Origin of the sequence: Paenibacillus macerans (assembly GCF_900454495.1) — a bacterium.
Taxonomy (GTDB): Bacteria; Bacillota; Bacilli; order Paenibacillales; family Paenibacillaceae; genus Fontibacillus; species Fontibacillus macerans.
The window spans coordinates 579,133-602,329 of the sequence record NZ_UGSI01000001.1 but is presented as its reverse complement, the minus strand read 5'-3'; the positions used below and the strand labels follow the sequence as shown (position 1 = coordinate 602,329).

Sequence of the window (23,197 nt, the reverse complement as noted above, 5' to 3'; positions counted from 1 at the left end):
AAATAGCGACAAAAAAGTCCCTTATTGCAGCGGAAACCTCTTCAAATCCGAAAATAACGCCCTTTTTTACCGCTAAATCGCCGTAATTACAGGCACAGCCACAGGTGCAGCCACGAACATGACACGTCCACGTCCACGGCCGCAGCTTCACGCGCCATTCAAAAAGCAGCAAGCAACCAGTGCCAAGCCTCCAAGCGCCTACCGGGCCAGCAGCCCTTCGAAGGCCTCTTGCGCCTCGCGCCGGATACGCTCCTCGTCGAGGGTGAGGCAAGCCCCGTGTTTGACCAACTGCTCGCCGTTAACCCACACATGCTCTACATCTTTGGAGCCGGCCGAATAGACGACATGGGAAACGTAATCCGTCTTCGGCAGGAAATGGGCCTGTTCCGTATTCAGCGCGATAAAATCCGCCTTCATGCCGGCCGCGAGTTTCCCCGTATTCGCCAAGAACACCGACTTCGCCCCGTATTCCGTGCCCATTTTGAGGGCTTCCAGCGCCGGAACGGCGGTAGGATCGCCGGAAACGCCTTTGTGGATCAACGCGGCGAGGCGGACCTCCTCGAGCATATCGAGGTTGTTGTTGCTGGCGGCGCCGTCCGTTCCAAGCGAAACGACCACGCCTTTGCCAAGCAGTGCCGGCACCCGCGCCACGCCGCTGGCCAGCTTCAGGTTGCTGCCGGGATTGTGCGACACCGCCACGTTATGGGCCGCCAAAATATCGATCTCCTCATCGGTCAAATGCACGGCGTGAGCAAGCAGCGACGGACGGGAGAACATCCCGAGGTTCAGCAAATGCTGAACGGGTCTGACCCCGTAATCGTTCACGTTTTGCTCCACTTCCGCCCGCGTCTCCGACATATGCGTATGCATCGGCAGATCCAGATCATTAGCCGCTTGCACGAATTTCTCGAAAAATTCCGGCGGACAGGTGTACGGCCCGTGCGGCGAAATCATCGCCGTGATTCGGCCGTCCGCCTGACCGTGCCAATTTTTCGCAAACGCGATCGCTTCGTTCAGCTTCTGCTGCTGCACGTCCGGCGGGCACAACCCGATGACGCCGCGCATCAGCACGGCGCGGATGCCCGACTGCTGAACCACTTTGGCCACTTCATCCATATGGTCGTACATGTCCAGGAACGTGGTCGTTCCGCCTTTCAGCATCTCCAGCACGGACAACGCCGTCCCAGCGTACACATCGCCGGCGGTGAACTTGGCTTCCATCGGCCACATTTTTTCCTGAAGCCAGGTCTGCAGCACCATGTCGTCGCCGTATCCGCGCAGCAGCGACATCGCCGCGTGGCCGTGCGTGTTGATCAGCCCCGGCATGAACAGCAGCCCTTTTCCGTCGAAGGTTTCCGCGTCTTCCGCCCCTTCAGGAAGCTGCTCGCCGATATAGGAAATCGTATCGCCCTCAACGAGCATATAGCCCTGTACAATGGAACGATCTTGTTCGAACACGACAAAGGTTCCGTTCTTGATTAACCATTTACGACTCATGGGCAGGTTGTTCCTTTCCGTTTCCATCATTCAAATAATAAGCCAGACTGAGCAAATCGGTCGTGAAATCGGCGGCATGGATGCGGACTTCCGGCGGCACCTTCAAAATCGTCGGAGCGAAGTTCAGAATGGCCCCGATTCCCGCCGCCACCAATTGATCCGCCACGCGCTGCGCTTCGTAATCCGGGACGGTAATGATCCCGATCCGGACATTTTTCTCCCGCACCGTTTCCGTCAGGTCTTCGATCGGCTGGATCGTGATGTTGTTGATTTGCGTGCCGATCTTGGCCGGAGAGGCGTCGAACACCGCCACGATTTTCATGTTGTCTTTCAAATAAGCGTTGTAATTCGAAAGCGCCTGCCCCAAATTACCGGCGCCGACCAGCGCAACGTTGATCTGCTGGTCCAAGTTGAGGATTTGCTGGATTTTCTCGATCAAATACGCGACATCGTAGCCGATGCCCTTTCGCCCGAAATCGCCGAAGTAGGCCAGATCCTTGCGGATCTGGGCCGGGTTGAGGTCCAGCTTCTGGCCGAGCTCCTGCGAGGACACCGTAGGCACTTCGCGCCGGCTCAGCTCGTTGAGGAACCGCAAATACACCGGCAGCCGGCGGACGACGGCATCGGAAATTTTTTCGGATTTCATACGTTTATCCCCCTATTCTGACGCGGACTTAGAGACGTTTTCGTCTCCCGGATTTAACCATTCCGATATGCGCGGAACCATCTGAGTGAGCGGCATATGCTCCATCTTCGGCCCGGGCAGTGAATATAAAAAGTATTTCCCGTAGTAAGACTCCAAGATGCGGGTATCGTAAACAACCACGATCCCCCGGTCCTGCGAGGAGCGGACGAGCCTGCCGAATCCCTGCTTGAAGCGGATGACCGCCTGGGGCACGGACAGTTTCATGAAAGGATTTTTCTTCTCCTTCTGCAGCCGTTCGCTTTTCGCTTCCACCAGCGGATGGTTGGGGGGCTGGAAGGGCAGGCGGACGATCGCCAGGCTCGTCAACGCTTCGCCCGGAATGTCCACGCCTTCCCAGAAGCTGCTCGTCCCCAGCAGCACGGACGCCGCCTGGCCCTGAAAGCGCCGGGTCAGCTTGCTGCGGCTGCCGCTGTCCATCCCCTGGCCGATGACCGTGATTCCTTGCGCCGACAATAGCTCCTTCAACGGCTCGTAAACCTGCCGCAGCATCCGGTACGATGTGAACAGCACCAGCATGCGGCCTTGCGTCGCAACCGCGGTATCGGCGAGCGAACGCACCAGCGTGCTGACGAAATGGTCGTCGCCCACGCTCCCCTTTACGCTCGGAAAATCGCGCGGGATGACGAGCAGCGCCTGGCTGCGGTAATCAAACGGCGACGGCAGCATCGCCGTGTTCAGCCGTCCTTCCCCGGCCGCTTCCGTCAGTCCCAGCTGTTCGATCATATACTGGAACGACTTGTCGACCGACAGCGTCGCCGAGGTCATCACCACGCTTTTTTTTCTGTCGAAAAAGTATTCCTTCAATTGCGCGCTAACGTCGATCGGAACGGCATACATCTGCAGGGAGCGGCTGCGGAAATTCCCGTTCGCTTCCATCCAGTACACCGTCTCCTCGTTCTCCAGCTTCATGAAGAAACGCAGGGCCTCCCGCTCGTTGGCCAAATCCTTGAATAACCCGTTGATGTCGGTCAGGAGGCTTTCGGAACCGTAATCCTCCTGCTCTTCCCGGATTTGCGCCAGCATCCGGTCGCCTTTGCGGAGCACGTCCCCTAGCGAGACATAGATCTGGTTCTCCAGCGCCAGCAGCTTATCCCATTCTTTCGGTTTCTTTAGCGGAAGCAGGCGGTAAACGAATTGGCCCGGATCGCCGGGCGCGGCGTCGCTCCGTTCCGGCATCAGGGCAAACAGCAGCTCGCTGAGCTTGTCCCAGCTTTCCTTCACATCGATCAGCGTCGGGTACATTTCGTCGATGACCTGGCACCATTCGCCCGTTTTTTCGCCCCCCGCCGCCTGCAAAGCGATGCGGAGATTTGGCAGCTGGCCGGTCTTGCTGTCTTTAAACAGCCGGGTGAGCGTATGAATGACAGTAAAATACTTCATATGAATGCCCAGGTGTTTCCCCGCCACATCCTCCAAATGATGGGCCTCGTCGATGACCAGACGCTCGTATCCCGGCAGCAGCTGATGCCCGGCCTGGATATCGGTAAACAGCTTGGAGTGGTTCGTAATGACCACATCGGCGACCCCGGCTTCATGTTTGGCCCGATGGTAGAAGCATTTGCGGAACCATGGGCAGGACCGCCCGAGACAGGAGTCCGACTCGCTGGCCACCGTTTCCCAGAAATCGCCGCCGCGATTGCCCAAATTGAGCTCTTCATCGTCGCCGTTGACCGTTTGCGTCAGCCACACTACCAATTGCGCCGCCGTCATCACCTCTTCTTTCGGCGTGGCAAAGTCTCTTCTATTTATTTTATGTTCAAATTTGCGCAAGCACAAATAATGCTGCCTGCCTTTAAATACGGCAGCCAGGAAAGGAAACGGCACCACCTCGGCGAGCAGCGGAACGTCTCTTTCCCGAAGCTGCTCCTGCAGGTTGATGGTATGCGTGCTGACCATTACTTTTTCTTCCCGTTTGACGCTATGGTAGATCGCGGGCAGCAAGTAACCAAGCGATTTCCCCGTTCCGGTCCCCGCTTCGATCAGCAGATGCTTGTCATCGTTAAAAGCCCGGCTCACTTCCTCCAGCATCTTGTTCTGAGCATCGCGCTCCTCGTATTGGGGCAGCCTTTCGCGCAGCCGCTCCCTCACCTGCTCCATGAACTGCTCAAAGGACACACCCTCCAGCGGATTGTCCGCCATAGCGCCCCGCGGAGATTCGATATCCATCCAATCCTCGGCCTGCAGCGCGAACTGGCGATAAAAGATGTAACCGTCATCGCTTTGCTCCGTTTCGCGTTCCTTCTCCTGGACCATGGCATCGAAAAACCAGCCGAGGTCGCTGTCCTCGCCCGCAAACAAATCCGCCAGGCGCTGCAGGGTCAACAGCGGCAGCCGCTCGCATTCCTCCAGGCATTTCAGAAAAATCAGCGCCGTCGCCAAGGCGTCGCTGTCCGCCTGGTGCGGACGCTCGTGCTGCACCTCGAATTCGGCGGCCACAAGCCCCAGCTGATAGGAGGTCAGCGAAGGAAAGAGGATTTTCAGGAAGTCCATCGTATCCAGAATCCGCCCCGTAAACGGCAGATAACCCGTTTTGTCCAAAGCGCTTTGCAGATAGTTGAAGTCGAAAGCGACATTGTGCCCGACCAGCACTACATCGTTCAGCAGCGGAACCATCTCCATCATCACTTCGTCGAGGTCCGGCGCATCCTTGACATCGTCTTCGGTGATGCCGGTCAACCCCGTGATGAACGGCGGAATCGGTATTCCCGGTTTGACGAAGGAGTTGTATACCTGCGAAATCGACTTATCCGGTTCTATAATGGCAAGTCCCACTTGAATAATTTCATCGGAGGACTGGTTGCCCGTCGTTTCAAAATCGAGCACGGCATATTTCATTGCTTTTTAAGTCCCTTTCGTTCCAGTCTCTAATACAGCATAACAGAAGAAGAGCGATTTGAAAATTCATGCCGGGCGTTATGTGTAATTAAAATCACAAAATAAAAGAGCGATGCGCCCGCGCTCATGGGCGGACTTACGCATCGCTCAACCGGTTCTGCCATAAAAAGTTCGATCATGCCAACGATTAAGACGGTTTACAGCAAAGAGGCCAATTCATTGCCATAATACAATTTGCCCGTGCTGCTCAAACATGCCTCAAGATTCGCCAAAGGCTCGGCGAGGGACGGATCGCTGTGATGAGCCAGGGTAAAGTATTCCTTGGCTTTGGCCAAAATGCCTTTTTGCGCCTCGATGCAGCCGAGCGCATTATAAATGATGGAGCGAAGCCTTTTGTTTCCGGCTTTCTCCAGAACGAGCCAAAACTGCCGCGCGGCTTCCTCGCTTCGCTCCAGATGCAGATGGCACATGGCCAGGTAGGTACGGCCAAGCGCGCTGCCGGGATACTGCTTCAGCACCTGCTCAAACTGCTCCAGCGCTTGGGGAAACATCATCAATTTATAATAACCTTGTCCTTTGATAAACGGACCCGTTTCGATCTCGGGGAGCGACAGGACCTCCTCGGCTTCAAGGCTGCCCCATTTTTGGCGCAGCGCGGCCATCTTCTCTTCGAAACAAAGCCACTCTTCAATGATCCCGTCGCTCATGTGCTTGAGCAGTCGCCATGCTTGCGCGAGCTCCTGCTTTTGGGCGCCCGCGGCCAGCGGATATTTACGCGAAATATCATCCAACATCTCATTCATTTCCGCAAAAACATGCTGAAACATCATTCGCATCCCACCCTTAACGAAAATGAAATCAGTCCGAGCCTTAAGATCATTTTTTGTTTCGGGCGGGCTTTTCATTCCCGCAAGCGTCAATTGCATATATTTGCTTCCGATTGGCGGCGAAATTCAGGCGCGCGGTACGGGTTTATTTAACGAATGGCCGCGTGCAGCTCCTGATGGGCTTTTTCCACGGGCCGGTTGCTTTCGTCCACGAAAACGACGGTCGGCTGGTGGCTGCGCACTTCCTCGGGAGACATCGCCGCGTAGGAAATGATAATGACGTTGTCGCCGGGCTGCACGAGCCGCGCGGCCGCGCCGTTCAGGCAGATGACGCCGCTGCCGCGCGGTCCCGGAATCACGTACGTTTCCAGGCGCGCGCCGTTGTTGTTGTTGACGATCTGCACTTTTTCGTTCTCCAGAATATCGGCGGCCTCCATCAGCTCTTCATCGATCGTAATGCTGCCGACATAGTTCAAATTCGCTTCGGTCACGGTCGCGCGGTGGATTTTTGATTTCATCATCGTTCTGAACAATTAGGCCATCCCCTTTTTGGTCAAAATCACGTTATCGATCAGTCGCGTCGTGCCGAACTTCACGGCCACCGCGATAAGCGCGTCGGCGCCGCGGCCGGCATCGTCAAGGCGTTCAGTGTCGGCGAGCGGAGACAGTCCCGGAAAATCGGCGATCTCCACGTAATCGATATCGGCCAGCGGTTCACCGCCAATGCTCCGGGTCAGATCCGCGCGGATTTCGCCGGCTGTGACCGCCCCGCCCGCTTGCGCTTTCTCCCGCGCCTGAAGAAGGCTTCTGGACAGCACGAGCGCCGCCTTGCGCTCCTCGGGGCTCAAATATACGTTGCGCGAACTGAGCGCGAGGCCGTCCGCCTCCCGTACGATCGGGCACGGAACGATCTCCACGTCAAAATTCAAATCCTCCGTCATCTGGGCGATCACGGCCACCTGCTGGGCGTCCTTTTGCCCGAAATAGGCGCGGGCCGGCTGCACGATGTGAAACAGCTTGCTCACGACGGTCGTCACGCCGTCGAAATGCCCCGGCCGCGAAGCGCCGCAGAGGCGTTCCGTCAGCTCCGCGACTTTGACCTTGGTCCAGGTCGGGCGGGGATACATTTCCTCTACGCTCGGCATAAATACAGCATCGACGCCTTCCCGTTCGGCGAGCGCCAAATCCTTTTCCGCATCGCGCGGATACCGTTCAAAATCTTCGTTTGGTCCGAACTGGATCGGATTGACGAACACGCTCAGCACGACGAGGTCATTCTCGCCGCGCGCTTTGCGCAGCAAGCTGGCATGGCCTTCATGCAAGTAGCCCATCGTCGGGACGAGTCCAACCCGCAGGTCCTCCCCTTTCCCCGCCGCGGCAAAACGCTCCGCCTGCAAATGCTCCCGAAGCGCCCGGATTTCCGTAAAGGTCTTCATGCTTTTGTTTCCACCTTTCCTTTGCCGTACAACGTCTCAAGCACGCCGTCTTCCGCGGCGAACACATGCTCCTGAGCCGGGAAAGCGCGGGTTTTGACCTCGCGTACGTATTCCGAAATGCCGCTGCGGATTTGCGTTCCGATGTCGGCATACGTTTTGACGAAACGTTTGTCCCGGTAATCCGGGGTATATTTAAGAACATCGTGAAACACGAGCACCTGGCCGTCGCAGCCGCGGCCGGCGCCGATGCCGATCGTGGGAATGGAAAGCTCCTTGGAAATCGCCTCCGCCACCTCCTCGGTGACCAGCTCCAGCACGATCCCAAACGCCCCCGCGCGCTCCAGCGCCTTGGCGTCCTCCAGCAGGCGCCGGGCGTCCTGCGCATCTTTGCCCTGGATGCGGTAGCCGCCGATTTGGTTGACCGACTGCGGCGTGAGCCCGATATGGCCCAGCACCGGCACCCCGGCCTGCACGATCGCCTGGACGGCCAGGGCGATTTCCGCCCCTCCTTCCATCTTGACCGCGTGCGCATGCCCTTCCTGCATCAGGCGGCGGACGTTCTTCAGCGTCTCTTCAACGCTGCCGTGATACGTCATAAACGGCATATCCGTCACGATAAACGTATGCTGCGCCCCCCGAGCCACCGCGCGGCTGTGATGGACCATATCGTCCAGCGTCACCGGAATCGTCGTATCGTAACCCAGCACCACATTGCCGAGCGAATCGCCGACGAGCAGCATATCCGCGCCGGCCTCTTCCGCCAATTGCGCCGACGGATAATCGTAGGCGGTAATCATCGCAATCGGCGTACCGTCCTGCTTCATTTTTTTCAATTTCACGATGTTTAATGCTTGTTTTCCAGCCAATTTTCCCATCTCCTTCGGTTTGGCCTGCCGCGCCGCGTCCATTCGCGTACCCGCGTACCTTTGTACAACGAAAAAACGCGCACGACAAAAAAACCTTTTAGTTTGGCACTAAAAAGGTCCGAATGCATAGAAGGAGTCACTTGCTTCGTTCCTTCTGTCTCGGTCCTCTTCGGCTCAGAGCAGAATCCAACGCAGGCTTCATCACATTAACCTACAGCTGCTGGGGAGTGCAGTTCGAACGTGTGCCGATACCGCCTCCTGAGCACAGTATAACAAATTGCGTCACGTTTTTCATCCGCCAATTTGCACTTCGCCGGAAAAAATAGTGCGCATGTTTCCGTCATCTTCGGCCAGCACCAGCGCCCCGGAAGGATCGAGAGCCGTAGCCAGCCCGCTGACGTCTCCGGCGGGCGTTTTGACCGTGACCCGCTGGCCCAGGGTAACCGATAAAGCTTCCCACAGATGGCCGATCGGCGCAAAGCCCTCTTGAATGTATAGCTCATACAGCTGTTCCAGCTCCGCCAGCACCATCCCGATCAGCTCGGCCCGGTCGATGCGGCGGCCGCTTTCAATGTACAGTGACGTCGCGACGTCCTGAAGCTCTTCAGGGATATCTTCGGCCTCCAGATTGACGTCGATCCCAATACCGGCGATGGCGTAGCGGATCAGCTCGTCCTCGCCGACCGATTCGACGAGGATGCCGCAAAGCTTGCGGCCGTGCACAAGCAGATCGTTGGGCCATTTGATCCCCGCATCGACGCCGGCGGCCCGGCGCACGGCGCGGCATACGGCCACCGCAATCAGCAGCGTGAGCTGCGGCGCAAAGGACAGCGGCTGCCGGTCCGGGCGAAGCAGCAGGCTCATCCACACGCCTTTGCCCGGCGGCGAATACCACGCCCGGCCCTGACGGCCGCGGCCGCCCGTCTGCTCCTCTGCGACGACCAGGGTGCCGGACGGAGCCCCGGCCTCGGCCAGCTCCCGAACCTCCGCCTGCGTGGAGACCGTCCGTTCGAGCAGCCGGATTTGCCGCCCGAACAGAGCGCGGCCCTCAAGCGCCCGCGCCAAGGCGGAATGGGCAATTTTGTCGGGCTTGCGAATAAGCCGGTAACCGCGCCGCGGGGCGGATTCAAACTCATACCCCTCATCGCGCAGCTTGGCGATCTGCTTCCATACCGCCGTCCGGCTGATCGCAAGGCGGCGGCTGATCTCCTCTCCGGATATATATTGCCCCGGATGCTCCAGGAGCATGTCGATCAATCGGTTTGCTTCCATGCTACGTCTAACCCCGCTTTCACGTACTCCAGCAACGCTTGTTTATCGTTATGTACCTCCCCGGCGGCGACCGATAAAAGAAGCTGCTTCATCAGTTCGCCGAGCCAAGGGCCGCCTTTTTGACCGGTCAGCTCAAGCACGTCTTTGCCGCTGACGGCCAGCTCGGACAAGGCGTGCGCCCGCACTTCCCCATGCCAGCGCCGGGCGAGGTCAAGCCGCTCCCGTTCAGCTATCCGCTGCGCTTCGGAGAGAGGCGCAGCCGCCAATACGGCAGCCTGCCGGCCTAGCCAACACGCAGCCGCCGTTTGACCGAGCGTCACCTGCAGGACGACCCAGCGGCGGCGAAGCGACGCCGCATCGCGCTCCTCGGCCCCGGCCCGCCGCCAAGCCTCGTCAAAGCGGACGATCGCCGCCGTCTCCTCGGCGGCCTTGTTCGGAAACGTCCACCGTTTCATCAGCGGGATGACGTCTTCGCCGCCGGTGCCAAGCGCCTGCAGCAGCAGCGACCAGCGCAGCGCTTGCGGCTCCGGCGGCAGCTCCGGCAGCGCGGTCAGCAGCTCCCGCCGCGGCGCGGCCGCAAGCAGCTGCCGCGTCAGCCGCGCCTGGCTCTGCCGCTCCGGCTCCGCGTCGCCCGCCACGGCCTCCGGCAGCGCCGCCTTCACATGCCGCAGCAGCCCGCTGCGCTCCAGCAAGGCCAGGCCGCGCAGCGGGCGCGGACCGAGCACGACCTTCTCCAGCTCGGTCCGCACGCGCTCCATCGCGATGTAGGACAGCTTGTCCTTGCCGCGCAGCAGCGCTTTCCACAGGCTTTTGGCCGGGCGGAAGCCAAACACCGAAGCGAAGCGGACCGCCCGCAGCATGCGCAGGGCGTCCTCCTCGAACCGCTCCTCGGCCGCGCCGACGCAGCGGATCAAGCCGCGTTTGATGTCGCTTTGGCCTCCGTACGGATCGATAAGCGCCCCATCGATATCCCGGGCGATGGCGTTCATCGTAAAATCGCGGCGCAGCAAATCCTCGTTAACGGCGTCCACGAACTCCACCGATGCCGGCCGGCGATGGTCCTCGTATTGCGACTCCTTGCGGAACGTCGTCACCTCGAACGCATAGTCATCCATCAGCACCGTAACCGTGCCGTGCTCGATCCCCGTCGGAACCGTGCGCTCAAAAACCGCGACCACGTCCTCCGGTTTGGCCGAGGTGGCGATATCCATATCGTGAACCGGCCGGCCCATCAGCTCATCGCGTACGCAGCCGCCGACAAAAAAAGCCTGGAACCCGCGTTCCAGCAAAGTATGCAGCACCATTTCCCCCTGATTCACCATCAGGGGGTCTACCTGTGTCCAGCGATTCATTGGCTTGCCTCCAAACGTTCCTTCGCTCCCGGCCGGCATAGGCGGGTACGGCGCGCCGTGCCCCTTTAGCTGCACGCCGGCTTCAACTGCGGAGCCTCAAGGTTTAACACACGGTAATAAATCTCTTCATAATTGGCCATCGTTTGCTGGCTGCTGAATTCTTTTCTCGCCCGGGTCAGGCAGGCTTCCCGCATCTTTGCCCCGAGCTCCGGACTTTTCAGCAGCGTCAGGCAGTATTCGGCCATCCGTTTCGTATCGCCGATCGGGGCGAGGAAGCCGGTTTCGCCGTGCTTCACGAGCTCCGGGATGCCCCCGGCAATCGTTCCGACCGTCGGCACGCCGCAGGCCATCGCCTCCAAAGCGACCAGGCCGAAGCTTTCCTTCTCCGATGGCAGCAGCAAAATATCGGCCATCGAAATGACGTGTGCGATATCGTCCTGCTTGCCGAGAAAATGCACCCGGTCGCTTAGCCCCAACTCTTTGATTTTCAGCTGGATTTTCGGAAGATCCGGTCCTTCGCCGACAAGCAGCAGCTTCGACGGCACTTCTTCGTTGACGCGATGGAAGATGTCCACGACGTCCGCCACCCGCTTGACCGGGCGGAAATTGGAAATATGCATCAGCACTTGTTCGCCGGGTTCGGCGAAGTCCGCGCGGCAGCCGGCCGCGTCCCGGGGGTAATACACCCGCTCGTCGACGAAATTATACGTCAAATCGATATCCCGGGTGATGTCCAGCACCTCCCGCGTCTCCCGCGTCAGATCCAGCGAAACCGACGTGACCGCGTCGCTCTCGTTAATCGCCAACCGGATCAGGTCCTTCAGCGATTCGTCCTGGGCCAATACGGTAATGTCCGTCCCGTGCAGCGTGGTGACGACCTTCAGCGAGTCGCCGATCATCTGTTTGGCCAAAAAAGCGCAAACGGCATGGGGAACGGCGTAATGGACATGCAGCACATCCAGCCCCTGCGTTTTGGCGACCTGCGCCATTTTCGTCGCAAGCGACAAATCGTAAGGAGGGTAGCGGAACACGTAATAATCGCTGACTTCCACTTCATGATAAAAAATGTTTTTATGGTAACCACCCAGACGGAAAGGAACGCTATGCGAAATAAAGTGCACCTCATGCCCTTTTTCCGCCAGCAGTTTCCCAAGCTCGGTGGCGACAACCCCCGAACCGCCCAAAGAAGGGTAACAGGTGATGCCTATTTTCAAAAATGGATCCATATGGCGGGGGCCTCCTTCATGTTCTAGTTCCCTGATTATGATTATGTGCGTCGGGACCCGAATAGATTAACTTGATAAGCCGATTTTACCGCAAAACCTTCGGCGTACGGAATGAGCTTCCGCTGCCCGAGCAGCGCGTCCCGGGCCTTGACGCGTTCGACATAGCCCTGGTTCAAAGGCGTCTCGGCGACATCCTCGCCGGGAGCGCCTTGCCCGAATTGGGAACGATAGCAGCCGAGCGCCCGCTCTTTTACCTCATAAAAATCGCTGACGTCCACTACCAGGTCCGGCGTCTTCCAATCGTTGATGAAATAAAAATACAGCTCCGGCTCCGGAACCGTCGGCTTGTCCGGCATATAACGGCGCAGCTTGGCGTTAAACACCGCCTCCTCCACCAGCTTGCTGCAGGCGATATGATCGGGATGCCGGTCTTCCCAATAAGGGGCGAACACAATGCGCGGCGCATGCTCGCGAATCGTTTCGGCCACGGCGGCGATTTGTTCGGGCGTACCGGACAGCCCGCGATCCGGCAATCCCAAATTCAGGCGCACGGCCAGACCAAGCTCCTGCGCGGCCCGCTCCGCTTCCTGCTTGCGCAGCTCGGGATTGCCGTTGGAGGACAGCTCGGCTTCCGTCAAATCGCAAATACCGACCCGGTATCCGGCGTGAACGTGTTTGGCGATCGTGCCGGCCATTCCGATCTCGGCATCGTCGGCATGCGCGCCGAAAATCAAAATATCCAGCGGCCCGTTCATTGTCCCAGCCCCGGTTTATACTGTTCCACCAGCTCGCGCCAGGCGAAATCGCCGCGGTCCAACGCCCGCACCAAAATTTCCGCCGTGGCCATGTTCGTGGCGACCGGAATGCCGTGCACGTCGCACAGGCGCAGCAGCGCCGTGATGTCCGGCTCGTGCGGCTGAGCCATCAGCGGATCGCGGAGGAAAATGACCAGATCCATTTCATTTTGGGCGATCAATGATCCGATTTGCTGATCGCCGCCCAGCGGGCCGGACAGGAAACGGTGGATTTTCAAGCTCGTATTCTCCATAATTTGTTTGCCCGTCGTTCCGGTGGAGTACAGCTTTTTATCCTTAAACACATGTTCATAAGCGATGGCGAAATTAACGATATCTTCTTTTTTACGATCATGAGCAATAAATGCAATGTTTATCATACGGTCATAATCTCCTTATCATTCAACAAAATAGTCGAATCCGTAAACCATGCCTTCGTATTCCAGCACCTTCTTGATCGCCAGGTTAACCCCCGGCATATATCCGGCCCGTTCATAAGAGTCGTGGCGGATTTTCAGCGTTTGGCCAAAGCCGCCGAAAATAACCTCCTGTTGGGCGAACACGCCCGGCAGCCGCACGCTGTGAATCCGGAAGCCGTTGTAATACCCGCCGCGCGCCCCTTCGATCGTTTCTTCCTCGTGCGGATTGCCCTGCCGCAGCTCCTGCCGGTTTTGCGCGATCAGTTCGGCCGTTTTCACCGCGGTCCCCGAAGGGGCGTCCAGCTTCTGATCCCCATGGTATTCGATAATCTCCAAATGCGGGAAATACTTCGCCGCCTGCGCCGCGAATTTCATCATCAGGATGGCCCCGATCGAAAAATTCGGAGCGATCAATCCGCCGATCCCCCGGGCTTGGCACAGCTTGTCCAACTCTTCGATTTGCTCCGGGGTGAACCCTGTCGTGCCGACAACCGGAGAAACGCCGAGCCGGATCGCCAGTTCGGTGTTGGAGAAAGCGGACGCCGGCGTCGTGAAATCAACCAGCACCCGCGGGCGATGCTCCGCCAAAGCCTGTTCCAGGTTGTCTGACAGCGCCACTCCGCATTCCGGCAGGCCGGCCACAACTCCGGCGTCCAGCCCGGCTTTCGATACACTAACGGCCGCCACCAGCTGGAGATCGGGGTCCTCAAGCACCATTTTAACGACTTCCTTCCCCATTCTGCCAGCCGCGCCGGCCACGGCAACTTTAATCGGATCCGACATGTACATCTCCTCGCATTCTTTACTATGATGATTGTTTGATTTTGGACTTGAAACGCTGCTCCAACTCTTGCAGCTCTTTCGCTATACCGGGGTCCACAGGCAGCGCGGCCGCTTCTCTCACGGCGTGCAAAGCTTGCTCATACCGCCCCAGCTCCCCGTAGGCAATCGCCAGCCATACCTGAGCATCCGCGGATAACGGATCAAGCTCCACGGCCCGCTTGAGCATGCGCGTGGCCGGTTCGGCCGCGTTCCTGCCGCTCTCTTCGCGGCCCTCCAGCCGTTTCTTGGCCATATGCGTCAATTCCATCGACTGCAGCCGGTCATAATGCAGCCTGTATTCCTCCTGGTCCGGGGCCAAAGCCGCAGCCAGCCTGGCATGCATCAGCGCTTTGTCCAAGCGGTTGCTGCGGGCGCACGTAATCGAGTAACGGTAATGGATATCCGCATGATCCGGCTCGGCGGCCAGCGCCTGCTCAAACCAATGCTGCGCTTGCTCAAAGTCGTTTTCGTAGATGCTCCGGTAAGCTTTATACAAAAATTCCTCCGCCTTCATACGCCGCCCCCCTATTCTATAGTGCGTGTTCAAAAAGTCATGACTTTTTGAACATCCTCTTGTAGGGATGATCATACTGACAGCATATGAAAGTTATGGTTGTTCGGTGTCCTTTTTCGTCCACCTATCGGCGTCGCGGGTCGCGAATTTGTGCATCACTCTGTCATGCGCCTCCGTCAGGTCGATGCCCAGGGAATTGGCGAAACAGATCGTAATAAATAAAATATCGCCGAGTTCCAGCTCGATGGAGTTTTCGGCTTCATCCGGCTTTTTCGGCTTCTCCCCATACGTATGGTTTACCTCTCGGGCCAGCTCGCCTACTTCTTCGCTCATGCGGGCCAGCATGGACAACGGGCTGAAGTAGCCTTCCTTAAACTGCGATATGTACCGGTCTACTTCGCGCTGCATCTCCGCCAGAGTTTTTTCTTTCAACGTCATAAAGCGCCTATCCCTCCGACAATATTCCCGTTTTTCCCTATGTTATCGTAAAGGCGGGGCGAAAACAAATCCTTTTTTAATCGGGGCGGAAAAAGGTATACTAATATAGGTTAAAAAATGCAAAGGTTCATCCTTTGGAACAGGTGAGGGATCGGATGTTTTCCAACAAGCTGGCCGTTTTTTTCAAAACGCTTTTGCCGATACTGCTCGGAACCGCGGTATACGCGTTTGGACTTCTTTATTTTATATTGCCGAATCAATTGATGGAAGGCGGCGTTACCGGGATTACGCTGCTGCTCAATTATGCGTTTGGCATTTCGCCGTCGCTCTCCAACCTGCTGCTGAACATTCCGCTTTTTCTTCTTGGGTGGAAAGTTTTGGGCGGCCGCTCCATCGTCTGGACCGGCATCGGCATCGGCTCGCTTTCTTTTTTCCTGTGGCTGTTCGAACGGCTGATCGATCACGGCTGGATTTTGCCGTTTGAAACAAAAACCGACTATATTCTCGTTTCCTTGTACGCGGGAGTGACGCTGGGCGCCGGCCTTGGCATCGTCTTCCGCTTCGGCGGCACAACCGGAGGCTCGGACATCGTTGCCCGGATTTTGGGGCGGAAATTCGGGTTCAGCATGGGCCAGGTCATCCTGACGCTGGACGTGATCATCATCGGGCTGTCGCTGTTCTATATTAGGAAGGAGAATATTTTGTATACACTGGTCGCCGTGTTCATCGCCTCCAAAGTGATCGATTTCATTCAGGAAGGCGCGTATTCCGCCAAGGCGTTTACGATCATCAGCGATCACGCCCCGGAAATCGCCGACATCATCACGAAGGAGATGGAGCGCGGCGTCACGCTGATACCGGCGATCGGCGCCTACTCCAAGCAGGCGAAGCATATGGCCTACTGCGTCGTGTCGCGGCAGGAAATCCGGCGGCTCCAGCGCATCGCCAAGTCGGTCGATCCGCGGGCGTTCGTCATTATCAGCGATGTGCATGATGTGCACGGGGAAGGGTTTAAGGAAGATTAAGACGAAAAATACCACGGCTACCGTCTACAAGACCAAAAAATAGCCGGCGGCAAGGGAGTGGAATGATCCCTTGCCGCCGGCTATTTCGCGGTGTTAAAAGCGGTGCCGGTACGAATCCTCGTCGGTTCTGCCTACCGCTGTGACCGTCTGAGCAGCCTGGAATTTACGTAAGCCCGTGTATCCTAAAGCGAGCACGATCCATAATCCGATCAAACCGCTCCAATACCACGGATTTTCGTAGCCGGCGATCGGCAGGAACACAGGCTCTTCGCCTTTGCGGCCGAACAGCGCCTTTAACGCGCTTTCCCCCTGGCGAATCGCCTCCATAAGCGCCGCTTCGTCCATCGGTTGGTCATTGCTAAGCCGTTCGGCGTAAGACAGCCACGAATCAAACCGGTTGACCGTGGATGGATCGCGGCGAATGACGGCGGCCGGGCGGATCGTCTCGTAATGCTGCTGCAAATTCCCAAACGCCGCGCGCAGCTTCTCCGATTGCCCCCCTACGCGGGCGTTGTTCATCCGCTGCATGTCATCGGCCATTACTTTGTAATATTGCAGCCATAACCCCTTGTCCTTATGAAGCAGGCTGTTTACGGCCAGCCGCAGCACGGCCGAAGAGCGCGACCACTCATCGGGGACGATCTCGGACCGGGCAAGCGTTTCTCTCGCGTCCATAATGCTTTCCGCAAGCGCATGAATGCCTTCCACCGAGGTCAAGCCTTTAAAAGAAACGCCTTCAAGCGCGGCGATCAACCGTTCCATCTCGGCATGGGCCTCCTCGACGCGCCCTTGCTGCATATGGCCGTACAGCGCTTCCGCCGCCGTTTCCAGCTGCTTCAGTTTATCCCCGCGCTCTTCGTCGGACAATTGCGAGACCGGAGCCGGGGCCCGGCCGCCGTCTAACCCCTTCCCTGCCGGGGAGGCCGCGGCCGCCGGACTGCCTGCCAGCAGCAGCAGCGGCAACAGCACAAAAAGCCACCCGAGCTTTCCTTTCGTTTTCACGGACATCCCTCCCTACCATCATCGTATGGCAGGCTGTCCATGGGTAGAACCTTCAACGTTTAAGTACCTGTTCAAAGATTCGATGACAAGTCCGCTTCGTGACCTGTTTCGTGATTAAAAGTTGATCACTTTGTTCTATATTAGTCTTGTGTTCAGTATCGTCCCCATAAAATAGCGGAACTTTTGGGTCTTAATTTTCGATGAACAGGTCGAAAGACGGTCCTTCGCCACTAAATCGTGAGAATAGCTCCATAAAATTCCTCTATTTCACGCAACAAGGGGGATATCGCTGAAATAGCGCCCTTTTTTTCCTTGATGTTGTCACCCGAAATCTTCAACAGACTAATTTTGCCGACATTATTTCCAAAATCGTCTACTAGGCTCTCTTTGCGCCTTTCAGCGCCAACCACCCCGCGACAACGCTGGCGGCGGTCAAAGCGACGGTAAACACCGTAACCGCAGGCACATCGTCCCACAACGTTTCCGGCAGCCACGGATACACTTCATATGTATAATCGACCGTATCGTTCAGCAGCGTCCAAGCCCCGGCGCCAAGCAGCATGATCGGCCCAAACCGGTACAGACGCACGTACAGCAGCGCTTCAACGGCCATCGCCAAATGCGATGCGACCAGCATCCAATCCTGCCAGACCAGCGGGCCGCCCTGGTAAGCGCCGGCAAAGATCATCGACACCGCCCATACGCCGTACTTCACGCTTGTCACGACAGCCAGTCCTTCAAGCAGCGATCGAACCCCCGTAAACCTCCCCAGCGCCTGCGGAAACAGGAGAAACAACAGCGTTAACGTGAAAAAGAGACTGGCCGTTGGGCTGTCGGGCACAAATATAATCTGCCAATGCGGATGGTTCTCCCAGGTATACCGCAGCTGCCCATCGTACCAAATATACCCGTAAACCGTGCCCAGCAAGTTGCATACGAATAAGGCCCATAAAATCGGACGGGACGCCAAAAAGGCCCGGCTCCAGAAATACGATAATTTCAACGGACTGCTCCTTCCTCAAAAAAACCTGATCGAATCAACGATCAGGTTTTCGCATACTTCCTATTTTACTGTTCCGTTTTTTGTTTCGCAAGCCATTCGGCCAGGTGGTCGAGTTCCTCGTCCGTTACGCCGGCGCCGATCGCCGTGTCGTACACGGCCGGCATTCTGCCGTTGTAGCCTTCTTTGATGATCGACATGATTTCTTCCTTGCCGTGCTTGTCGCCTACACCGCGCAAGGAAGGACCGGCAACCCCTTTCAGGTCGGCGGCGTGGCAGGAAACGCAAGTCGCTTTCTTATAGGTTTCCATCGCCGGATCATCCTTGTCCACGATCGCCACTTCCTGCTGTTTGGTCGCATTGGAAGTCGGCAAGCCTTTTTCCCGTTTCTCCCGGGCTTCCTCTTCCCGCTGAATATGCTCCGGAACTTGCCCCGTAGCTTTCAGTTCCTCCTGGTAATGCGTCCAGGCGAAGTTCGTCAAATAAACGATCGACGCCAGCGAAAGGAACATCAGCGAGGAAGCGATCGGACGTTTGTAGAAGCGGCGTTCTTTACCGCGGTCCAAAAACGGCGCCAGCAGCAGGCTCCCGAAAGCAACCCCGGGAATCCCGAGCGTGCCGAGCACGACGTAATCGCCCGATGCGTACGGATATTTCAGAAATTGGTACAGGAACAAGAAATACCAGTCCGGCATCGGAATGACCGAAGCGGTCGGATTGGCCGGATAACCCAGCGGAGCCGGTTCGGCGATCGTCAGCACCAAAAAGCCGACCAGCACCACGACGCCTACCATCCATTCCTTCAGCAAGAAGTTAGGGATAAACGCTTCGGATTTACCCGGGTATGCCGTGTAATCCGGAGGCGTGATAAATCCGTTGCCTTTACGCACACGCGAATCTCCGACGTATACGATCTTTTCCTTCGAATTGTTGTGGGCCATAACCTCTATGCCCTCCCTTCTCCATTTTTAGTTAGAGGTAGCTTATAGCGGGCCGGAAATCCCTTGACGGCGGATCATAATGAAATGCCCCACCAGAAGGATCAACAGCACGGCCGGAAGGAAGAACACGTGAATCGCGAAGAAACGGGTCAGCGTTTCCGCGCCGACAATCGTACCGCCCTGCAGCAGTTCTTTAATGACCGGGCCGAGCACCGGAACGGAGTTGGCGATTTCCAAAGTAACCTTTGTCGCAAAGTATGCTTTGTTATCCCACGGCAGCAAATATCCCGTCAAGCCGAGCCCGATCATGACGAAGAAAATCAGCATGCCCACAACCCAGTTCATTTCGCGCGGCGCCTTGTAGGAACCGGTAAAGAACACGCGAAGGGTATGTAAGAACATCATAACGATAACCAAGCTCGCTCCCCAGTGGTGCATGCCGCGGACGATCTGGCCAAAGGCCACCTGCGTCTGCAAATATTCGACACTGGCGTAAGCGTTGATGATATCGGGAACGTAATACATCGTCAGAAACATCCCCGATAAAATCTGGATGACCGTAATAAAAAACGTCAAGCCGCCGAAGCAATAAACAAAAGCGGAAAAATGATGCGCCGGGTTAACGTGCTCCGGAACCTCGTGATCGGCGACATCCCGCCAAATCGGCGTGATATCCAGACGTTCGTCAATCCAGTTGTATACGTTTTTAAACATCCGTATCTACGCCTCCTTATTTCACGATCGTATTCGGGACCGTCTGACCCAAATACACCCAATTGTCTTTCACCATGACCTTGTACTCGTCAAGCGGCTTCGGCGCAACCGCCAGCTGCTTGCCTTCGATCGTGTAATGCGCTCCATGGCATGGGCAATGATATTCGTTCGGAAAATTTTTGTCATTGTTCCAGCCAACCGTACAACCCAAATGTTTACAGATCGGTGAAAGCGCATAAATTTTTCCACTCTCGTCTTTACGGATCCACGCCGTAAGCGATGCCGTACTTTGATACCATCCATCCTGCTGCTGCAATTCAAAGGAAAATTCCTGCGGCTCATTTGTAATTTTGCTGACTTCAACCACTTTTACAAAAGTGCCTTCGCCTTTTTTGTGCAGAATTGGATCTACGGCAAACCGAACCATGGGCAGCGTCACACCACCCACCATAAATGCAGTGGCGCCCCCAAGGGTGTATGTAAGAAATTGCCGACGGGACATTTCTTTGCGAATGGGCGGTTTGTGCGATGATTCATGCTGGTCGTGCTGATTGCTCATATGTCTTCAACCCCCTTTGCAACCAATTCTTCCTGACTTTCAATGACAATAATCACAACATCATCTAAGACATATTAATAATATATTAGCGTTTTAGGAGCGTCAAGAATTTGACACATCTTTTTCCGGCGGCAAAACCTTGCCCTACTTAAAAATGTCAACAATTTGTCACATTCAGTCCCTTGACCCGCCTGTCCACAAATGCTGGACTTTTTCCTTAACCCGTCCGGCCGCAGATCCGCCATCCGGATCGGGATTGGAAAACCGTCCCGGCGTGATAATAAGATCGGCATTCGGCAGCTCCTCGTCAGCCCAATTCAGGTCGGCGGATACAACGATCGCATAAGCAAATCCGCTCCGCTTGACATTTTCGCAAACCTTGTTGATCGCTTGGGATAAACGATCTCCCGCATATTGAATCGAGGGATATGTGACGACTCTGCCCTTAAAAGGGATTTCCACCCAATCCATGACACTTTGAAGTCTTTCCAATTTTTCCGTCACTTCATACGGCCGTTCCAAACCGGTTAATCCCGTGACCGGGACGAGGCAGGTGTCCAAATACGGGCGCAGCTCCTCCCACCCGGAAGCCTCCACTTCACTGAATTTCATACATCCATATCCCCTTTACTGATGATTTTCCTTCCCAATTATAAACACGAACGATTGACAATGCCATCTTCGATAAAAAAAGATCGAGCAGCGTTTTTTCGTCGCCGATCGACCTTTTTCTACATTATATATTGCTGCGGATGATCCGATTTTCAACGTTCTTCCAATGTCTTCAGTTCATCCGTCAGGAGCCGGAAGGCAACCTCATCGCCATTCGCCAAGGCGGTATCGATTTCGCTGTAGATTTGTTCCGAGCGATGCTTCCGGAGCGCTTCGTCCCATATCATTTCTGCCGCCAAACCAAGCATTGCTTCATAAGTAACCTTCATCTGATCCATAGGATGCACCTCCAAACCATGGTTTTAAAACAAGTTTAAAAAGTTTAAGTGACCCTATATTCCTTTCCTTTGGCCACATAACTTTCCGCCGTCCGCTTCATGCGCTGCAGGTCTTCTTCCGTCAGTTCGCGTACGACTCTGGCCGGCGAGCCCAGAGAAAGAGTATAGGGGGGAACTTTTTTGTTTTCCGTAACTACCGAACCTGCTCCTATTAAAGCATATTCACCGATGTCGGCGCCGTTTAGGACGATCGCCCCCATCCCGATTAATGTGCCATGGCCTATACGGCAACCGTGAATGATCGCGGAATGTCCGACGGATACGTCGTTTCCTACGATCAACGGCTGGGATGTATTGACATGTCCGACCACGCCGTCCTGGATGTTCGTCCGATCTCCGATCACAATTTCCGCCAAATCACCGCGCAGCACGGCATTGTACCAAATACTGGCCATACTGCCCACCGTTACATCGCCGATCAGTTTGGCACCATCGGCGACAAACACGCTTGCATCCACGACCGGCAGCTTTCCTTGATAACGAATCAACACACTGCTCACGCTCCCCTTTAGCCTAGAATTTGGGAGTGATTGTAGCAGTACCTTCAGGCGTTGTCAAACCTATTTCTCGTGCAGCTGCGCCACCGCTTCGCGGCCAAAAGGCGTCGCCTGAACGTAGCGTTCGCGCTGTTCGTCCTCCCCGATGCGCACCATGCCGAGATGCAGCATCATGATCAGGATACGTTCCTCGAATATCGACGCGGGAGCGTCATAATAAAACGGCTTGATCAGCGATTCTATTCTGCCGTACAGCGAGGACACCGTCACCCACTGTTTCGAACAGCGCTCGATCCAATAGACAAGCGACAGCAAATTGGGAATGGGACCTTTGTACAGCCTTAACCAAAAACGGACGAGCTGGATCGCCGGCTCTTTTTTGCCTTCCGCCAGATACGAGTTTCCGGTCTCCGTCAACTCTAGCTGGCTGCCATTCTCTTGAATGAAACGGCAATGGTAGGCATAATCGTACAGCAAAGCAAACCGGTTGGGATAATCCTTGAACCGCCTTCCATACCCGAACCTCCAGCCTTTGCCGGCCAGCGCCTCGGACACGTGCAGCGACTCCAAAATTTGCAGCTGGTTTCGCCGGTACATCACGCCTTCATTGTTCAACGGGACGTCATGATGGGATACATACCGTAAAAACACCAGCAGATCGGCAGCCAGCATGTCCGGCTCTTCCCGGTAGACCGGCGGTTCGGCCGGCGCCGATGCCACTTCGGACTTAAACCTGGCCTCCAGCGCTTCCCTGAACCGCCGCTTCAAGTCCTCGGGCACTTCAAACAGGTAGCGGGTCTGATGGGTGGTTCCGTTAAACAACCAGCCGCGCTGCCGGAACCTGGCGATCATTTCCCGCGGACTCTCGCGGTCTTTGGCATCCTGCGTAAACCGCGACGCCTGCGCGCAAGCGACCAGCTCCTCCAGGCTGAACTGACGGCGCCCGTCGAATAACAGCGAATTCAAGAAACGCAAGTCCTCCATGCTCATTGCGCTGACGTGCCGATCGATAAAATCGCGGCGTCCCACCGTTTGCAGGATGGACTGGATCAGTTCATGCTTGGAATGACCGCTGCACTCGCACCTGTAATGATCCGCTATTCTGCTTAGCTGTCCGATATCGGCAAAAGAAAGCATATCCGCCAGATTCATAGTTTACCGCCTCGCCGTTTTAATTCCATTATGGGATTATTTACCGGCGTTTATTCTGCGGCATGCGAATTTATGCAAAAAAAGGGCTCAGAACCGAGATCAGTGCTTGACAAAATAAATTATAATAGCGATCGTGTCTTGGTATCCCTGCATGCTGCTTTACACGATTATCCCTCTTGTTCAGGGGGAAGGTGGGGGGGCTAATCATATCACGGTCCTTTCATTTTTCCCGGTGTCTTGCCCCATTCCTCCCGTCAGGTCTGCTTCACTTCTCCTAAACCTCCTTCTCACAA

General features: G+C 56.3%; 25 protein-coding genes. 1 reads left to right on the top strand and 24 read right to left on the bottom strand.

Annotated features, from left to right (window positions below):
* Positions 1–198 precede the first annotated feature (198 nt).
* From DYE26_RS02795 to DYE26_RS02725, 15 genes are all read right to left on the bottom strand, one after another.
* Complete coding sequence (locus tag DYE26_RS02795; RefSeq protein ID WP_036622018.1) at positions 199–1,497, bottom strand: amidohydrolase; 1,299 nt, start codon at positions 1,495–1,497, stop codon at positions 199–201.
* The gene (locus tag DYE26_RS02790) at positions 1,487–2,143 is read right to left on the bottom strand and encodes a redox-sensing transcriptional repressor Rex (RefSeq protein WP_036622016.1); all 657 of its coding nucleotides are present in this window, start codon (positions 2,141–2,143) and stop codon (positions 1,487–1,489) included. Before DYE26_RS02790 ends, DYE26_RS02795 begins: the two co-directional genes overlap by 11 nt.
* A gap of 12 nt (positions 2,144–2,155) precedes the next feature.
* Positions 2,156–5,038, bottom strand: a complete 2,883-nt coding sequence (gene dinG / locus DYE26_RS02785; RefSeq protein ID WP_036622013.1) for an ATP-dependent DNA helicase DinG — start codon at positions 5,036–5,038, stop codon at positions 2,156–2,158.
* 197 nt (positions 5,039–5,235) lie between these two features.
* On the bottom strand, positions 5,236–5,865 hold the full coding sequence (locus DYE26_RS02780; RefSeq protein ID WP_036627970.1) for a tetratricopeptide repeat protein: 630 nt from the start codon (positions 5,863–5,865) through the stop codon (positions 5,236–5,238).
* A gap of 149 nt (positions 5,866–6,014) precedes the next feature.
* Positions 6,015–6,398: an aspartate 1-decarboxylase gene (panD, locus tag DYE26_RS02775; RefSeq protein WP_036622012.1), complete on the bottom strand. Its 384-nt coding sequence runs from the start codon at positions 6,396–6,398 to the stop codon at positions 6,015–6,017.
* Entirely contained in the window at positions 6,399–7,301 is a 903-nt protein-coding gene (gene panC, locus DYE26_RS02770) for a pantoate--beta-alanine ligase (protein ID WP_036622011.1), read from the bottom strand.
* Entirely contained in the window at positions 7,298–8,167 is an 870-nt protein-coding gene (gene panB, locus DYE26_RS02765) for a 3-methyl-2-oxobutanoate hydroxymethyltransferase (protein ID WP_036627969.1), read from the bottom strand. The genes panC and panB overlap by 4 nt, the downstream gene beginning before the upstream one ends.
* Before the next feature lie 291 nt (positions 8,168–8,458).
* Positions 8,459–9,439, bottom strand: coding sequence for a biotin--[acetyl-CoA-carboxylase] ligase (locus DYE26_RS02760; protein WP_036622006.1), 981 nt, complete (start codon positions 9,437–9,439; stop codon positions 8,459–8,461).
* Entirely contained in the window at positions 9,421–10,791 is a 1,371-nt protein-coding gene (locus DYE26_RS02755; protein WP_036622005.1) for a CCA tRNA nucleotidyltransferase, read from the bottom strand. Before DYE26_RS02755 ends, DYE26_RS02760 begins: the two co-directional genes overlap by 19 nt.
* A 65-nt stretch (positions 10,792–10,856) precedes the next feature.
* The gene (bshA, locus tag DYE26_RS02750; protein WP_036622003.1) at positions 10,857–12,017 is read right to left on the bottom strand and encodes an N-acetyl-alpha-D-glucosaminyl L-malate synthase BshA; all 1,161 of its coding nucleotides are present in this window, start codon (positions 12,015–12,017) and stop codon (positions 10,857–10,859) included.
* A 41-nt stretch (positions 12,018–12,058) separates the two neighbouring features.
* Positions 12,059–12,772, bottom strand: coding sequence for a bacillithiol biosynthesis deacetylase BshB1 (gene bshB1 / locus DYE26_RS02745; protein WP_036622002.1), 714 nt, complete (start codon positions 12,770–12,772; stop codon positions 12,059–12,061).
* A complete protein-coding gene (gene mgsA / locus DYE26_RS02740) occupies positions 12,769–13,191 on the bottom strand; it encodes a methylglyoxal synthase (RefSeq protein WP_036621989.1) in 423 nt (140 codons plus the stop codon). The genes bshB1 and mgsA overlap by 4 nt, the downstream gene beginning before the upstream one ends.
* Before the next feature lie 18 nt (positions 13,192–13,209).
* Complete coding sequence (dapB, locus tag DYE26_RS02735; protein WP_036621986.1) at positions 13,210–14,013, bottom strand: 4-hydroxy-tetrahydrodipicolinate reductase; 804 nt, start codon at positions 14,011–14,013, stop codon at positions 13,210–13,212.
* A 22-nt stretch (positions 14,014–14,035) separates the two neighbouring features.
* Positions 14,036–14,566: a tetratricopeptide repeat protein gene (locus DYE26_RS02730; protein WP_036621983.1), complete on the bottom strand. Its 531-nt coding sequence runs from the start codon at positions 14,564–14,566 to the stop codon at positions 14,036–14,038.
* A 93-nt stretch (positions 14,567–14,659) separates the two neighbouring features.
* A complete protein-coding gene (locus tag DYE26_RS02725; protein ID WP_036621981.1) occupies positions 14,660–15,004 on the bottom strand; it encodes a nucleotide pyrophosphohydrolase in 345 nt (114 codons plus the stop codon).
* A gap of 155 nt (positions 15,005–15,159) precedes the next feature.
* Between DYE26_RS02725 and DYE26_RS02720 the strand changes: the two genes are divergently transcribed.
* Positions 15,160–16,029 carry a YitT family protein gene (locus tag DYE26_RS02720; protein ID WP_036621975.1) on the top strand — a complete coding sequence of 290 codons (870 nt, stop codon included), beginning with the start codon at positions 15,160–15,162 and terminating at the stop codon, positions 16,027–16,029.
* Between the two features lie 93 nt (positions 16,030–16,122).
* Here the strand turns inward: DYE26_RS02720 and DYE26_RS02715 are convergent, their stop codons facing one another.
* The 9 genes from DYE26_RS02715 to DYE26_RS02675 form a co-directional block, all read right to left on the bottom strand.
* Positions 16,123–17,031 (bottom strand): sporulation protein YpjB, encoded by a 909-nt coding sequence (locus tag DYE26_RS02715; protein ID WP_051985388.1) that lies wholly within the window; start codon positions 17,029–17,031, stop codon positions 16,123–16,125.
* 376 nt (positions 17,032–17,407) lie between these two features.
* Positions 17,408–18,034, bottom strand: a complete 627-nt coding sequence (locus DYE26_RS02710) for a DUF1405 domain-containing protein (protein WP_036621973.1) — start codon at positions 18,032–18,034, stop codon at positions 17,408–17,410.
* A 65-nt stretch (positions 18,035–18,099) separates the two neighbouring features.
* Complete coding sequence (locus DYE26_RS02705) at positions 18,100–18,972, bottom strand: menaquinol-cytochrome c reductase cytochrome b/c subunit (protein ID WP_036621971.1); 873 nt, start codon at positions 18,970–18,972, stop codon at positions 18,100–18,102.
* A 42-nt stretch (positions 18,973–19,014) separates the two neighbouring features.
* Positions 19,015–19,686, bottom strand: coding sequence for a menaquinol-cytochrome c reductase cytochrome b subunit (gene qcrB / locus DYE26_RS02700; RefSeq protein WP_016311825.1), 672 nt, complete (start codon positions 19,684–19,686; stop codon positions 19,015–19,017).
* A 16-nt stretch (positions 19,687–19,702) separates the two neighbouring features.
* Entirely contained in the window at positions 19,703–20,245 is a 543-nt protein-coding gene (locus DYE26_RS02695; protein ID WP_036621968.1) for a Rieske (2Fe-2S) protein, read from the bottom strand.
* 174 nt (positions 20,246–20,419) lie between these two features.
* On the bottom strand, positions 20,420–20,857 hold the full coding sequence (locus tag DYE26_RS02690; RefSeq protein WP_036621967.1) for a DUF2487 family protein: 438 nt from the start codon (positions 20,855–20,857) through the stop codon (positions 20,420–20,422).
* Between the two features lie 152 nt (positions 20,858–21,009).
* Positions 21,010–21,195, bottom strand: a complete 186-nt coding sequence (locus DYE26_RS02685) for an IDEAL domain-containing protein (protein WP_036621966.1) — start codon at positions 21,193–21,195, stop codon at positions 21,010–21,012.
* 44 nt (positions 21,196–21,239) lie between these two features.
* Positions 21,240–21,746 carry a gamma carbonic anhydrase family protein gene (locus DYE26_RS02680; protein WP_036621965.1) on the bottom strand — a complete coding sequence of 169 codons (507 nt, stop codon included), beginning with the start codon at positions 21,744–21,746 and terminating at the stop codon, positions 21,240–21,242.
* Positions 21,747–21,815: 69 nt separating this feature from the next.
* Positions 21,816–22,904 carry a hypothetical protein gene (locus DYE26_RS02675; RefSeq protein ID WP_036621964.1) on the bottom strand — a complete coding sequence of 363 codons (1,089 nt, stop codon included), beginning with the start codon at positions 22,902–22,904 and terminating at the stop codon, positions 21,816–21,818.
* Between the last annotated feature and the right edge of the window lie 293 nt (positions 22,905–23,197).

Bases quoted from the DNA above. Each gene is read 5' to 3' on its own strand.
- DYE26_RS02730 (WP_036621983.1), bottom strand. From the start codon at position 14,566: ATGAAGGCGGAGGAATTTTTGTATAAAGCTTACCGGAGCATCTACGAA.
- DYE26_RS02690 (WP_036621967.1), bottom strand. From the start codon at position 20,857: ATGAAATTCAGTGAAGTGGAGGCTTCCGGGTGGGAGGAGCTGCGCCCG.
- DYE26_RS02725 (WP_036621981.1), bottom strand. From the start codon at position 15,004: ATGACGTTGAAAGAAAAAACTCTGGCGGAGATGCAGCGCGAAGTAGAC.
- DYE26_RS02795 (WP_036622018.1), bottom strand. From the start codon at position 1,497: ATGAGTCGTAAATGGTTAATCAAGAACGGAACCTTTGTCGTGTTCGAA.
- dapB (WP_036621986.1), bottom strand. From the start codon at position 14,013: ATGTCGGATCCGATTAAAGTTGCCGTGGCCGGCGCGGCTGGCAGAATG.
- DYE26_RS02705 (WP_036621971.1), bottom strand. From the start codon at position 18,972: ATGGCCCACAACAATTCGAAGGAAAAGATCGTATACGTCGGAGATTCG.
- DYE26_RS02755 (WP_036622005.1), bottom strand. From the start codon at position 10,791: ATGAATCGCTGGACACAGGTAGACCCCCTGATGGTGAATCAGGGGGAA.
- dinG (WP_036622013.1), bottom strand. From the start codon at position 5,038: ATGAAATATGCCGTGCTCGATTTTGAAACGACGGGCAACCAGTCCTCC.
- DYE26_RS02790 (WP_036622016.1), bottom strand. From the start codon at position 2,143: ATGAAATCCGAAAAAATTTCCGATGCCGTCGTCCGCCGGCTGCCGGTG.
- bshB1 (WP_036622002.1), bottom strand. From the start codon at position 12,772: ATGAACGGGCCGCTGGATATTTTGATTTTCGGCGCGCATGCCGACGAT.
- DYE26_RS02780 (WP_036627970.1), bottom strand. From the start codon at position 5,865: ATGTTTCAGCATGTTTTTGCGGAAATGAATGAGATGTTGGATGATATT.
- DYE26_RS02675 (WP_036621964.1), bottom strand. From the start codon at position 22,904: ATGAATCTGGCGGATATGCTTTCTTTTGCCGATATCGGACAGCTAAGC.
- bshA (WP_036622003.1), bottom strand. From the start codon at position 12,017: ATGGATCCATTTTTGAAAATAGGCATCACCTGTTACCCTTCTTTGGGC.
- DYE26_RS02720 (WP_036621975.1), top strand. From the start codon at position 15,160: ATGTTTTCCAACAAGCTGGCCGTTTTTTTCAAAACGCTTTTGCCGATA.
- qcrB (WP_016311825.1), bottom strand. From the start codon at position 19,686: ATGTTTAAAAACGTATACAACTGGATTGACGAACGTCTGGATATCACG.
- DYE26_RS02685 (WP_036621966.1), bottom strand. From the start codon at position 21,195: ATGGATCAGATGAAGGTTACTTATGAAGCAATGCTTGGTTTGGCGGCA.
- panC (WP_036622011.1), bottom strand. From the start codon at position 7,301: ATGAAGACCTTTACGGAAATCCGGGCGCTTCGGGAGCATTTGCAGGCG.
- DYE26_RS02695 (WP_036621968.1), bottom strand. From the start codon at position 20,245: ATGAGCAATCAGCACGACCAGCATGAATCATCGCACAAACCGCCCATT.
- DYE26_RS02760 (WP_036622006.1), bottom strand. From the start codon at position 9,439: ATGGAAGCAAACCGATTGATCGACATGCTCCTGGAGCATCCGGGGCAA.
- mgsA (WP_036621989.1), bottom strand. From the start codon at position 13,191: ATGATAAACATTGCATTTATTGCTCATGATCGTAAAAAAGAAGATATC.